Annotated in this window: 9 protein-coding genes; 2 read left to right on the forward strand and 7 right to left on the reverse strand. The window is 64.9% G+C overall.

The features are described from left to right. Positions 1-949 precede the first annotated feature (949 nt). Both EJV46_RS01195 and EJV46_RS01200 read left to right on the forward strand, forming a co-directional pair. A complete protein-coding gene (locus EJV46_RS01195; protein ID WP_131546768.1) occupies positions 950-1,234 on the forward strand; it encodes a hypothetical protein in 285 nt (94 codons plus the stop codon). Between the two features lie 20 nt (positions 1,235-1,254). Further along, positions 1,255-2,178, forward strand: coding sequence for a hypothetical protein (locus EJV46_RS01200; protein WP_131546769.1), 924 nt, complete (start codon positions 1,255-1,257; stop codon positions 2,176-2,178). Between the two features lie 137 nt (positions 2,179-2,315). On the opposite strand, the gene EJV46_RS01205 is transcribed toward EJV46_RS01200, so the two are convergent. The 7 genes from EJV46_RS01205 to EJV46_RS01235 form a co-directional block, all read right to left on the reverse strand. Continuing rightward, positions 2,316-4,154 (reverse strand): UvrD-helicase domain-containing protein, encoded by a 1,839-nt coding sequence (locus EJV46_RS01205; RefSeq protein WP_131546770.1) that lies wholly within the window; start codon positions 4,152-4,154, stop codon positions 2,316-2,318. A 1-nt stretch (position 4,155) separates the two neighbouring features. Beyond that, positions 4,156-6,261: an ATP-dependent endonuclease gene (locus EJV46_RS01210; RefSeq protein WP_131546771.1), complete on the reverse strand. Its 2,106-nt coding sequence runs from the start codon at positions 6,259-6,261 to the stop codon at positions 4,156-4,158. 315 nt (positions 6,262-6,576) lie between these two features. Further along, entirely contained in the window at positions 6,577-9,207 is a 2,631-nt protein-coding gene (locus tag EJV46_RS01215; RefSeq protein WP_131546772.1) for an ATP-binding protein, read from the reverse strand. Beyond that, positions 9,204-10,313 carry a DNA repair exonuclease gene (locus tag EJV46_RS01220; RefSeq protein WP_131546773.1) on the reverse strand — a complete coding sequence of 370 codons (1,110 nt, stop codon included), beginning with the start codon at positions 10,311-10,313 and terminating at the stop codon, positions 9,204-9,206. The genes EJV46_RS01215 and EJV46_RS01220 overlap by 4 nt, the downstream gene beginning before the upstream one ends. Positions 10,314-10,529: 216 nt before the next feature. Further along, the gene (locus EJV46_RS01225) at positions 10,530-10,922 is read right to left on the reverse strand and encodes a hypothetical protein (protein WP_131546774.1); all 393 of its coding nucleotides are present in this window, start codon (positions 10,920-10,922) and stop codon (positions 10,530-10,532) included. After that, positions 10,919-12,238, reverse strand: a complete 1,320-nt coding sequence (locus tag EJV46_RS01230; protein WP_240782353.1) for a recombinase family protein — start codon at positions 12,236-12,238, stop codon at positions 10,919-10,921. Before EJV46_RS01230 ends, EJV46_RS01225 begins: the two co-directional genes overlap by 4 nt. Positions 12,239-12,264: 26 nt before the next feature. Next, positions 12,265-12,762 carry a DUF2924 domain-containing protein gene (locus tag EJV46_RS01235; protein ID WP_131546776.1) on the reverse strand — a complete coding sequence of 166 codons (498 nt, stop codon included), beginning with the start codon at positions 12,760-12,762 and terminating at the stop codon, positions 12,265-12,267. Between the last annotated feature and the right edge of the window lie 388 nt (positions 12,763-13,150).

Genomic DNA, 13,150 nt, shown 5'->3' on the forward strand with positions numbered 1-13,150 from the left:
CGCGGCGACAGTCAATGCGAACGTTTGCGCTCTGCGCTAGGCTGAGAACCTGTACGCCGAGGAGCCGACGAACTTTGAGAATGCCCCAGAGAACGTTGTCGTCTCGGTTCCTACCGCTGCTCCAGTCTCTCCCCAGACAAACATTCTCTCATCGGATCGCATCGCGCTGTAGCCCAGGTTTGGCCGGTCTCTTTGCGCAAACCTTGATGGTGCGAACGCGCAACGAGGCACCGTTTTCGTCTCCCGAGAGCGCAGAGTCTCCGCACCTTGAGGGTACGCCGATTTTACCCTCAAGCTTTATTCCCTTGATCTGATTACGATTTGCCATGGCACATTGCGGTTTAGCTCGGGGTTGCGATCCCTGGGGCAATCGAAACGCCAACGGCCTCCGCAGCGCCAAGCTCTTGCTGCCAACAGGCCATAAGATTTGGAATCCATGACGGACATCCATCAAGTCTTCGCTCGCTTTCGCGACGATTCGCCCGAACCATCCCCACGACGTGAAGTCCTGAACGTCCCACGCCGAGGCAGCGCACACGGCACGCGAGCCGTCGAGGTCGTGCACGTCAAATCCGGGCGCCCCGCGCAGGAGGATCGGCGTGGCCTGCCCTCAACTGTTCGTGCGGCAGTCTGGTCCGAAGGCTTCCCGACGAAGCCCGCCGTCGCGAAACCGATAGAGGCGCTCGAAGCCCGGGCCGTCGCCGAACCGAAGGCGCACGTCATGCCTGCCTGGCAGCCCAGCGAGACGGCCTCTCCTGTTCCCGAGAAAGCCACTCAGCCCCCTCGGCCCCGCGGTCGTCCGCGAAAGCTCGCGCTGCCAAACTCGGTCGACCCCGCAGATCCCTTCGACGACGAGGACACTGGGACCAATTGCCTGCGCTGCGGCCATCGCGTTCAGGAGGCTCGCACGCGACGCGGGCTGATGACCTGCGCGGGATGCGGCTGACGGATGGCCCGCAAATCGATCGCCAATCCCTTCACGGCCTATGCCTGGCTCGCGGAAGCCGGCTGGGTCTTCATGGCGCACAGCGCGCAGCTCTGGTCCGATCCGGCGAAGGCGAGCACGCGCCTTGCCGCCCTCGCCGCCGAGAAGCAGAAGGCCGTCGCTACGGGCATGGTCGAAGCGGGCATCGCCGCGATGCGCGGCGCCGGTCCCGAGGCCATCGCCAAAGCAGCCATGGGACCGGCTCGGCGGCGCGTGCGAGCCAATGCCAAGCGACTTCATAAGGGATAGGCTGAGGCTGGAGGCGACACGTGGCTGACGAGACCGTCGAGTTCAACGTGGCGCCGAGAGGTGCAGAGGATGGTGCGCCGGGAGCTGTCGCAAGCTTTCCGTTCGATCGGGCGACCGTCGATCGCTTTCGTGAGGCTTTTCCCAGAGCCCGCTGGCGGGAGGATCTCGGCGGCTGGTTCGTCCCCGGCAAGACGGCTGAACGGCGTTTGAGAATCTGGTCCGCTCAGGAATGGCGAGGTGCTCTGGCACACGCCGATCAGCGCGGGCGTGACGCCTACGAATTCGAGCCGATCACCAGCCCATTCCTGGAGGTCGGTGACGATTTCGTTGTTCGAACACCCTACTCCCGGACGGTGGTTGCCGCGCTTCGGGAGGTTCCATGGGCCCACTGGGATCCGGTTCTTAAGGCGTGGCGCGTTCCGTTCCGCTCCTACGAAGACTTGCGTCGACATTGGTCTCTCATCGAAGACGCTGCGCGCCTCGCCGAGCCTGAGGCACGGCGGCAGCGCAAGAAGGAACGCGCCGCCAGTCCCGATGCTGAGGAAAAGCGGTCTTCGACCGCGGAGCGTCGCCGACAAAGGTATCCCGTGCCGGCGGACACGGCACCGCCGCTCGACAAGGTGCTCATGACCCACATCGGTGGCGTGATGTTCACAATGGTCACGGGAGAACTAGTCGAGCCCGACGTCAGCACGCGCTTCTATCCCGGTGTCCTGGTCGAGGCCGCGACCTTGGTCTGGGCGGCTTGGCGTCGGCCCAGTCATTCTGAACTGATTCAGGCTTGGCCGGCACGCTCACCGCCCAGCGCGACCGATCTCGCACGTGGCTGGTGGCAGCCTACGATCGAGGAACTGCGACCAGAGCGGCGCAAAGCAGCATCCGAGGAGCGCGGTCGGGCAACGCGAAAATTCAACGCATCTGCATCCGATGGCACCGGTTGCTGACTTGCTGACGCATGACGGCTTGTGGCCGGTAGCCGACCGGCGGTTTTCGGGTGTCCTGACAAGCAAAGCCGACTTCCGTTCAGGTCGCCGAGCGCCTGGGACGACATTGAGCCGGGCGTAGCCGTCCAGGTCGTGCGCTACATCATCACCGTAATCTGGTCGGGCGAGAGCAGCTCCTTGCTGATGAGTTCCGCGCGCGCCGCTTCCGGATCGCTCGTGAATAGCAGGACGCGAAGATCCTCCGTCGCCCGCGAGAACGAGACATAGGCCAGCTTTTCCGTCTGGGACCGCTGACGTTCGGTAGGTTCTCCGGCAGTATTCGGGGTCAGCATCTTCGTGAAGCTGTACTGGTTCCAGGCGGCCTCGACGTCATCATAGACGACCAAAACCTTTTTATATTCTTCCCCCTTAACGCCATGCTGCGTACTGTAGGCCGTGTTTTTGGCGATATAGCCGGCATAGCGTGCAACTTGCCCCGGAGCCATGCGGAACAGGGCGTCAGCGAGCCAGTCGCCTTTATCAGGTCCGTGCAGATCCTCGTCATAGGCCTCGCTCCGGGGCGTCCGGCCCAGATGGTCGCAAAGACGCTCAGAAGGCGGGATGATCTGCTTGTCGATGCAGAAGCGAAGGATGTCGCCGATGGTCTCGGTCCCCCATAACGCGTGCAGCTGCGCAACCAGCGCCGTCGACGTCTTGATCATCGACTTCAGCGACTTCCCGGCGTTCACACCATCCACCGCGAACGCCGGGCTTCCACGCCGCAAAAGATCGACAATGGTCCGACCGTCGTCTTGCTCCTTGGCCGTGATCAACGGCCAGATCGTTGTCAGAAAGGGCTTGAGAAGAAAGTGCTCGCCAGCCTCGAACGCATCCTGCGCGCGGGAGGAGGCGTAGTCGCCCGTGAAGAGCTTGTTGAGCTCCGCAAAGCCGAGCCGACGCGCGATCATCTGACGCGCGAGGAAGAGCCCGATCACGTCATCGCGACCAGCCCAGCCCCATTCGGCGATGGCCGCGTCCATCCGGGCGAGCGCACGCTCGACCTGATCCTCTCCATAGCGCTTGCGCGGCTCCGTCGGCTCCTCGGCCTTCACCAGCCGGAACTCGACGCTCCCTTCGCGAGTCTTGTTGTCGCCGGCCGCATACTGCTCGACGTCGCGGCGATAGGCGTTGAGGAGCCGGATGACGCTTTTCGAACACCGGAAGTTCTCGGTCTTGGTGATAATCTCACCGCCCTCTGGCGGTGCGAACTCCCCGGCGCTCCGGTCATAGATTTGCTGCCAAGGGTCACCGAAATAGCCGATCAGCGGCAGCCCCTTGCCGGCACAAACGAGATTGAGCCCGGAAACGATGCCCTCGAACGTGTCCTGCGCTTCATCGACGAAGATGTATGGAAAGCGGAGACCGGTGATCCGTCGAAAAGTTGCGTTATTCTCGAAAAGGTAGGTTGCGATCCCGATCACGTCGTCGTGACCGATCTGACCCCGCCCATAATCGCTGAAGCTGGTGTCGGCATAGTCGAAGGTGTCGACCGTCGCGAGTGCGGCATGCTCCGCCGTCAAACGCTCGATCTTGGAGCGGGCCTTTTGCGCTTTCTTGCTCTTGCCACCGTTGTCGTCTTCCTTCGCCTTTTCGATGAGCGTCGGAATGCGGCGTTCCCGCAGCGCCTCGCGAATGTCCTCGTGGAACCGACTGATTTGTTCCCACAGGAAGCTGTGCAGCGTCGAAACCAGGTAAAGCTCGTCGAACCTCAGCCGGACCTTGATCACCTCGACCGCGCGTTGAGTGAAGGTGATGCAGGCAATGCGCTGTCCCTGCCGGCGGAGCGCAGCCCCTTCTCGGTCGCGGACGCGACCGAGCGCGTCGACCAGCGAGCTGGTCTTGCCCGACCCGGCCCCGGCGACCATCGCGAAGCTGCGACGCTCGTGGAGGCAGGCGCGGACAAGCGCATCGGCTTCGCTTTCGACCCAGGCGCTCATGTCAGGCCGCCGCCGCGACAGCGACGGCCGACGCGGTCGCTCCGGCAAGTGGCGGGCAGAGGCGCGCCTCCAGCCAGCGCAAACCCTCCGCGATATAGTCGGGAACGATCCACGGTTCCGTGCAGGCCAGAATGTCCATGGCGAAGTCGGTCTTCTTGAAGCTGTCGGACCGGATCCGGTCATAGACGTCCTGGTAGGCCTCATCGAGGGGCGTGCGAACGGCTACACCGATCGAGAGCGTGCCGGACCGGAGCAAGCTGAAGTTCTCGTAGACGATCGCCTCCTCAAGGGTGCGGGGGCGAAGCGCCTGCTGGGCGGTGCCGTCGGTGACTAGAATGTCGGTCTGGAAGGCGATACAGCGGTCCTTCGCCGAGTGCTTCTTGTCGTCCGATGTCAACGCGATCAGATCCGCGACCGTCGTCTTCCCGCACAACTTCTTGAGCGAGGCATTCGACGTTCGCGCGCCAGCAATGTCTGCGCGGCAGGCACTCGGATAGCCTGTGGGCGCGACCGAATCGAGGTCCGTGATGACGAGATAGGGAATGTGGAGGAAGCTGAGCAGGCCTTCGAACCGGTGCGCATAGGCGCCGCCCACCTCCAAGATGGTCAGGTACGTGGTCCGCAGCCGCTTCGCAGCGCTCTCGATCATGGCCGGCATGAGCAACTTTTCGACGGCGCCTTCGACCAGGATCGCGGCATCAGCAAAGAACAAGTCGCAATGCGTCAGACGCAGGTAGCGTTTGAGGAACGCAAGCGACTCAGCCGGCGAAACCAGCTTGCCATCGATCGTCTCCACGTCGGGCTGGAATGCGCGAAGGCTGCGAACCGCGGACGCGTTTCGGATCCCCGACGCCGCCGTCTCGCCGGCGATATGACAGCGTTGGAAGTAGCGGACTTTCTCGAAGTTGACGGCCTCCATGATGTGGGAGGAGTGGGTGGTGACGACGAGCTGCGGAACGAGATCCGGTTCGCCGGCCGCCTCGGCCGACTGGTTGATCACCTGCCAGATGTTCGAGATGAAGGTCTGCTGGACCTGGGCATGAAGATGGACCTCAGGTTCCTCGATGAAGATCATCAGGCAGAGTGGCCTGTTCTCAGCGGTCATCACCCACTGGGAATGGAAGTGCCGAGCCTGGATGGCCATGTAGATAAGGTTCTTGAACCCGAGGCCGTTGTAGAGCTCCGGCAGCTCATGCTGGCGGTTGGGATCGACGTAAAGCAGCTCGGTACTCCCGCGGAGAGCGGTCTCCGGGCTGAGGGAGGAGATGATGCGCAACTCACGGTCGTTGATCGAAGGAACACCCAAAGCTTTGATCAGCCTGATCAGCGGATCGAACTGCTTGGCATAGTGGTCCGTCAGCTGCCTGTTGTTCTCGTCGATCACGCTGTGAGCGTCGGCCGCATGCCCGACCTGATCGAGGTTCTTGCGGTAAAAGGCAGCAAAGGCCGACGAGAGCCGATTGCTGCGGCTGCTGTCGTCATCGTTGATGTTGCGTTGCGCGTCGACGAACTCGACACGGACAAGGTGCTTCAGCAGGCGCTTGCCTTCGTCCGGCTCGAGCTCGCTCGTCACGATCTCAGGCGGGGCGCCCTCCTTGGACTTCTCGTCGAGGGAGAAGTAGCGCACGGTGCAATGTCGAGACAGGTTTCCGTCAAGCGCGAGGTACTGCGACAGCGCTTTGCCGCGTGTCCCGCTCTCCTGCACGGGGTAGGCCGCATTGTAATACTCCCACAGCTTAGTGGCGTCCTCGATTTCATAGGAGAGTCGGATCCCGACCCGCGTGAAATCCGAGAGCTTAGGCAGCAGCGTGAACACCCGGCCGAACGCGATGCTTTCCGGATCGATCGTGAACCACAGGTCGAGGCTGATCCTCGGCAGCCGGTCTGCATCGCCCGTGGCCACGAACCCATCGAAGTCGGCCATGCGGGCGACCGAGAAATCATGAATTTTGAACTCGCGCCCTCCAAGGAAGCAGCGAAAGATCGCGGCCGCTGACGTCTTGCCGCTGTTGTTCGGCCCGACAAAGATCGACTCCCGCTCCTCCAAGTCGATCTCGACATTCTCTAATCGCCGGAAGTTCCGAATAGTGACAAGACTGACCTTCATGGATCATTCCCACGTGGCGTAATGATGACCGGGCCGACGCGGAGGTCGCGCCCAGCAGATTAGGGGACCATGACAGGTGATGGCTGCTCGGCCCAGGCAATCTTGCTCATACAAGCCAACAGCATGCACCCTTCATGCTCCGATGCTAGGTTGAGTGCTTCGGCTGTCAATCGAGTTTCCTGTCCGTCGACGGGTGCATGCCCGTCCGCTGGCATTGGTTCGCGGCGGCCAGTTGCTCGCCTTCGGCGGCGTCCCCGGCGGTCCCAGCGGGTTCGCACGCCCGGTACGACGTTACCCGGTTCTCACAGGCAATTGTCAGCCAGATGACCTCATCTCGATCCGGTTCCCGCCGATATGCCGGAAGGCGCGATCACGACAGGTCAGCAGGATCACCTGCATGCGCGTTGCCGCCTCGGTGAGGATCTCCACCATCAGGTCGAGCCGCGCATCGTCTGAGTAGACCAGCGGATCATCGAGGATCAGCGAAACGGGGCGTCCCTGCTCCAGCAGCAAGTCGGCAAAGGCGATGCGGGTGAGGACCGCAAGCTGTTCCTGCGTACCTCTGGACAGATTGGCACAGCCTTCGACGATGCCACCGCGGATCACGCTCTCCAGCCCGAGATCCTCAGAAAAGCTCAGATCGCATCCTGGTAGGAGCTGCTCGATGTACCGCTTCGCCCGCTTCGCCACGGGCCCGACGAACTTGCTAGAGGTCTCCATGCGGGCCTGTTCCAGCGTATCGCGCAACAGCTTGAGGGTTGCAGCCTCCTCGGACGTCCGCTGCAGGGCCGCCCGCGCCGCCTCGGCTTCTTCGCGGGTATGCGCCGAACGGTCGGCCAGCCCCTTGCCCCCTTCACTCTCGATAACCGCCTCCAGCCGGGCGACTTCCATCTCGAGCTTCGTCCGCATCTCGCCGGCGGTTCGCGCCCGCGCGTCGATGGTCTCGATCTTGCGCGTGATCGCGGCGACGTCGTGCGCCGACGCATTGCGTGTCGCTTCTTCAAGCTGGACGGCCGCCCTGGCTGCACGCTCGCGCGCGATCACGAGCGCCTGCTCCAGATTGAGGAAGTCGGCACGGCTCTCGATGGCGGCGAGCTGAGCGACCGCATTCCCAAGATCGCTCTCGGCCCCCGCCTCCGCAGCCGCTAGCGGCGCGTCCTCGCTTTCTGCGCGCCGCAAGGCGTCGAGAGCACTGCCGTGGGTTCCTTCGGCGCGGGCCGCGAGTGCTTCAGCGGCCTCAGCGACCTGTTGCAGGGCGGTCAGGTCAGGCACAGCCGCCTCGTTCGCGACCTCCTCCGCCAGTCCAGCGACGAGCAGCTTCAACGCTTCCGCACCGGCCGCCAGCCCGATACTGGCGTCCGCCGCGGTGATCGCCGCGATCCGGGCCTCGATGGTCCGGAGGTCCGCCGCGGCGTCCCGGGCGGCGTCGTTACGCGCGCGCGCTGCTGCGATGTCCCGAAGCTCGAGCTCGGCGAGGGCGGCCCGCTGCTTCTCCAGCGCCGAGGTCAGTCGGGCCTCCGCGCTGGCAAGGGTCAGTGGCGGCCGGACAATCAACTCGGCGTCGCCGAGACGGACGGCGGTCTCACGGATCAGGGTGCGTTCGCCGGCCGCCGCCGGCTCACCATCGATCGTAATGCCGGTGGTGGATCCGGTGAGCGCGAGGATGGTCGCGCCCGCGTTGACCGTTGCGCGCGCTTCGGCAATCGCCCGCTCGTTGGCCTCGAGCTCGTCGATGACCTTCGCCGGGGTCGCTCTTGCCGCGAGCGCCCGCGCGTCAATTTGTTGCCGTTCGAGATCGAGCAGCGCGGCGTGGCGCTTGCTTGCCGCCGCGATGGCCGCGCTACGCTCGGCCGCGCGACGCCGGTCCTCGCCGCGCGTGAGGGCTGTACGCGCCTCCTGCCGGGCCGCCCGGGCGAGGTCGAGTGCCTGCCGTGCAGTCGCGACGCGCTGCCGGGCCTCGCCGAGTTCGCCAGCCAGCGCTGCGCGCTGGTCGCGCGTGCTTGCCAGACGCCGCTCCGCGGCCTCGCGGGCGTCGACGGCGCTGGCATATCGACTCTGCAGATCTTCGAGTGCCCTCACCGTGCCGTTTGCGGCTTCCAGTTCAGCACGCCGAGTCGCCAGGATCTGCGCCGCGGCCCGTGCCACCTCGAGCGAAGTGACCAGCACCTGCCGGGCGTGCGCGTCCGTCTCGTCAGCGATCTCGCGCTGAACCAGCTTCAATCGGGCACGGGTGGCGTCGAGGTCCGAGAAGGTCCGCTCCTGGGCCGCCAAACGGTCTGCAGCCTCCCGTTCTGCGGCTTCCGCCGCCAGCAACCGCTCACTCGCCTCGGTCTGGCGGCCGCGGCGCTGGCCTGTCGGGGTCCAGTAAAGGGCATATTGCTCATCGACGCGATCACGGACCCGCTTGTACGCGGGCCCGCCCATGATTGAGCCCACCTCGGCTTCCAAGGTCGAGCGCACCGTGTCCCTCACGATCTGACCGGGCGCGCTGACGCTAAGCGCTTCGGTCTGAGCGACCCAGAGCAGCCCCAGCGCGCCATAGCTCGCAGCATCGCCCCGCTGGCTCGTGTCCCGGACCGAGCCAAGCAGGATATGAAGCCGTGCTTCGGCCTCGTCCCCCTGCGCCTTTCCCTGCGGTCCGATCACTTCGACCGACGCGCCTTTGAGAAACCTCTTGCTCAAGCTCCAGGGCGCGCCATCCGCCTCGAACGCAACCTGGATCTCAGGTGCGACCGCGTCGCCATGCGGCGCGTAGGACTGGGCGAGTTGGTTCCTGGTGCCGTGGCGCACGAAAAAGGCCGCGCGCAGTGCCTCGAGCAGCGTAGACTTGCCAGTCTCGTTGGGCTCGATGACGATGTTTAGTCCGTCGGTCAGCCCCTCGATGGCAAATGGCTGGCGAAATTTGCGGAAGCCCGAAACGCTGATCCGGCGAATTCGGAGGCTCATGCCCGTTCCTCGCGGCTATATTCGACGAAGAGGCGCTCGAGCGCCCGTCTCGCGATCAGGCTATCCGATCCCCCCCGCTCCATCCTTTCGTTCAATCGGGCCGCCGCGGCGCCGAGTATCCCTTCGACGGCGAGTGACGCCAGATCGTTCTCGCTCGGCCGACCAACCAGATCATCTGCGCGGACATCCAGGAGCCGCAATCGGTGGCTGAGATCATGCTCAAGGTCGGTGAGGATTGCGACGCGATCGATGAGAGTCGCGATCCCGGCTAGCGAAAGCTGAAGAAGCGTCGCCGACGGGTCGATTACACCGAGCAACCGATCGCGTTCGGCCGCGAAGGCCGCCAGATCATTGACCGTCCAGTCACGGACGAGCCACTGAAACTGCCCTGTCCGAATGGAGGTGACGTGGGGCTCCGCGTCGCTTGAAAGCTCCACTAGAAGCGCCTGCCCTGGTTCGTCGCGCTGGAAGCGGTCGGTCTCCGGCGTCCCGGCATACCATGTCCGCGCATCGACCTTCAGCACGCCATGCCAATCGCCGAGCGCCAAGTAGTCGAGCGCTGATCTGCACGCACGATCGGGCGCGATGTGGCTCTTGGTTTCTCCACGCGAGCCGAAATCGCGGATGGAGCCATGGGCAAGACCAATGCGCAGCCTCGCGCCAGGCGTCTCCATGCCGTTGAACAGCTCTGTGGGATCATCAAGATTGTGACGGTGCGTGAGCGGTGCCGGCAGCAGCCAGACGCCTGTCTCGATCTCGGTCGGCGCGGGATCCGTCAGGACAGTGATACTGTCGCCGGCCCGCGCGCGCACTCGATCCCATAAGCCGCCGTTGCGCGCAAAATCGTGGTTGCCTGGGAGCAGCCACCAATGACAAGCATGCCGCTTCATTCGCGAAAGGGCCTGCACGATCGTGCGGTCCTCCGGCCCCTCCGTGTCGAAGACGTCACCTGCGACCACCACGTGATCGGCACCCTTTTCCGCTGCCGCCATGCCAATCGTGTCGATTGCCGCAAACCGCGCTTCGGTCAGAGCAGAGCGGACGTTCGGTTCGAAGCGGCCGAACGGTTTTCCCAGTTGCCAGTCGGCGGTGTGGATGATCTTCATGGATCGCTTATAGCCGGCTCGCGGCGACGCGGGAGCCAACTGTTGCTTGACCCCGCCATGCCGGCCCCCGCTCTGGACCCGACAAGCGGACGGCTACTGTGACATTCCAGAGTCAGCTGTCCACGCGTGCTGATAGATCAGCATGAACCTATGGCAGCTTCCAGGATCGCCGACTTGACGTGGAAACGGCCAGGATGGGCGCGAAGCTGCCAGCCTTCAGAGCCGCTCGCGCTGGCAAGTCCAGTCCTCGGGAAATGGCCCCAGCAGGACAGGCAGGCTGATCCCGTCAGCCCCCTGCCCGTCCATGATTGCTTCCACGATCTCCGGCGCCAGTAGCGTCAGCCGTAGCAGCGACCCCAGATACCCCCGCTCGATCTTCTCTGCCCCCGCCATCTCCGTGATCGAGGCGTATCGCCCTTCGTCCAGTAGGCGCTGGTAGCGAAACGCCCGCGCCAGCGCCTTCAACAGCGCCGGGTCCGAACGCGTCGTTTGGACCGACTCCTCGCCTTCACGCGGTATTGGCACGATGACAGTCTTCCGCCCCGGCCTCGCGCGAAGGGCCAGCGGCACCCGAACCGTAATGTGCGTGGCTGCGCACTGCCCGCTCATGCCGCGCTCCTCAGAGCCTCGGGCGGAATGGCTGTGAGGTCGCGCACCAGCCCGGCCAGCCCCTCCACCCGCAGCCGGATGTCCGCCCCCTCAGGCCCGACCACCACCCGATCCACCAGCGCCCGCATGATCCGCGCCTGCTCCGCCGGGAACAACTCGCGCCACAGCGGGTCCAGCCCGACCAGCGCCTGCTGGACTTCTCGCTCCGTAATGTTCGATCCCTCGGCCCGGGCGGCGAGCCATGTGCCGGCGACGATCTCCGGCTGCCGCAGTAGCGCGCGGACCTGGTCGATCACGGCTGCCTCAATGGGGGCGGCCGACACCCGGCGCACGACGCCCCCGTCGTCGTCCTCACCCTTCAGCACCCGCTGCGCCACGTAGTATCGATACAGCCGCCCGCCGCTACGGCAGTGCGTCGGCGACAGAGCCCGACCGTCCAGGCCGTAGATCAGCCCCTTCAGCAGCGCCGGCGCGTGCTGCCGATTCGGCGTGGCCCGGGTCCGCGGGCTCGTCTGCAGCAGGCCATGCGCACGGTCCCAGAGCTCCCTGGACACGATCGCCTCATGCTCGCCGGCATAGACCTGCCCCTTGTGCGTGACCTCTCCGATGTAGGTCCGCAGGTGCAGCAGCTTGTACACGTCGCCCTTGTTCAGCGGGCGGCCAGACCGGCTCGTCACCTGCTCCGCCTGGAGCCGCCGCGCCGTCTCCGTCCCCGATCCCGTCTCGACGAAAAGCTCGAACACCCGCCGAACCCGCGGAGCCTCGTCGTCGTTGGGGATCAACTTCCGATCTCGAACGTCATACCCGAGCGGCACCTTCCCGCCCATCCACATCCCGCGTGCCCGGCTCGCCGCAAACTTGTCCCGGATACGCTCCCCGATCACCTCACGCTCGAACTGCGCGAAGCTGAGCAGGATGTTCAGCGTCAGCCGACCCATGCTGGTCGTCGTGCTAAAGCTCTGGGTGACACTGACGAAGGTGACGCCGTGCGCCTCCATCGTCTCCACCAGCTTCGCGAAATCCATCAGCGAGCGGCTCAGCCGGTCGATCTTGTAGACCACGATCACGTCGACCCGGCCCTGCTCGATGTCGGCCAGCAGGCGCCTCAGGGCCGGCCGGTCGAGGTTCCCGCCGGAGAAGCCGCAATCGTCATAGCGGTCGGGCACCAGCACCCAGCCCTCGGCCCGCTGGGACAGCACATAGGCCTCGCAGGCGTCCCGCTGGGCGTCCAGCGTGTTGAACTCCTTCTCCAGACCCTCCTCCGTGCTCTTGCGCGTGTACACCGCGCAGCGGAGCTTCTTCGTGGTGGCCGGCATGGGCGCCTCCTGGCGCGGCCGGCGGCTCATGCGTCACCTCGCCCGCGCAAACCGAAGAAGGTCCAGCCGTTCCATCGTGTGCCGGTGATGTGCCGGGCGATGGCGGAGAGCGACCGGTAGGGCCGGCCTTCGTACTCGAAGTCATCCGCCCGGACTGTCACCACATGCTCGACGCCCTGCCATTGGCGGAGCAGGCGTGTGCCGGGCAGCGGTCGGTGGTCAGCTCGGATCCGCCGCAGCACGACATTGCCGCCGTCCAGCTGCTCTCCGAGCGCCTCCAGCCGCGCCCGGGTCTCGGGCTTCAATCCGCCATAGGCCAACTCCTGGACCCGATAGGACAGGCGGCTGGTGATGTAGCTGCGGCTGAACGGCGGCGGCTCTTTGCCGTAGAGCTGGCGCCACTGCTCCTTCAGCTGGGCGATCGGGGCGGTCTGGATCCAGGCCAGCCGGCCCAGCACGTCGGTCTTCGGGATAGCAGGAATGGTCGGCGTGGCGGCGGCTGTCCGTCCGGCATTTCGGGTCATGCGAGTTGCCCCTCCTCGGGCGCCGCATGACCGCTCTGGTTCCCGGTGAAGTGTAGCGAACTCTCTCTCTGGACCCCGAGGTCACGCGCGATATCATCCGCAGTGCGACTCCGTAGCCGCACCAGGCCGCGGGCCAGCAGATCGCAGACCTCGCGGAGATGGGGAGGCAGGTGGGCCAGCGACTGGTCTTGGTTCACTCGCAGACCCCATTGGAATGGGAGCGAAAGTATAGGTGACTTCGCCCGTGGAATTTTCCTCCCATATCGAGGAGGAGGAAGGCCTCTCTGTCCGTCAGGCGCTGGTTCGGTATTGCGATCGGAGCCTTGTCATGGCGGTCCTCGAACAGGAGGCGAGCCTGACGCTTCCGCAGCACCGCAACACCGGGCTT

Source organism: Roseococcus sp. SYP-B2431 (genome assembly GCF_004336745.1).
Taxonomy (GTDB): domain Bacteria; phylum Pseudomonadota; class Alphaproteobacteria; order Acetobacterales; family Acetobacteraceae; genus Roseococcus.

Bases quoted from the DNA above. Each gene is read 5' to 3' on its own strand.
- EJV46_RS01195 (WP_131546768.1), top strand. From the start codon at position 950: ATGGCCCGCAAATCGATCGCCAATCCCTTCACGGCCTATGCCTGGCTC.
- EJV46_RS01230 (WP_240782353.1), bottom strand. From the start codon at position 12,238: ATGCCGGCCACCACGAAGAAGCTCCGCTGCGCGGTGTACACGCGCAAG.
- EJV46_RS01210 (WP_131546771.1), bottom strand. From the start codon at position 6,261: ATGAAGGTCAGTCTTGTCACTATTCGGAACTTCCGGCGATTAGAGAAT.
- EJV46_RS01225 (WP_131546774.1), bottom strand. From the start codon at position 10,922: ATGAGCGGGCAGTGCGCAGCCACGCACATTACGGTTCGGGTGCCGCTG.
- EJV46_RS01215 (WP_131546772.1), bottom strand. From the start codon at position 9,207: ATGAGCCTCCGAATTCGCCGGATCAGCGTTTCGGGCTTCCGCAAATTT.
- EJV46_RS01220 (WP_131546773.1), bottom strand. From the start codon at position 10,313: ATGAAGATCATCCACACCGCCGACTGGCAACTGGGAAAACCGTTCGGC.
- EJV46_RS01205 (WP_131546770.1), bottom strand. From the start codon at position 4,154: ATGAGCGCCTGGGTCGAAAGCGAAGCCGATGCGCTTGTCCGCGCCTGC.
- EJV46_RS01235 (WP_131546776.1), bottom strand. From the start codon at position 12,762: ATGACCCGAAATGCCGGACGGACAGCCGCCGCCACGCCGACCATTCCT.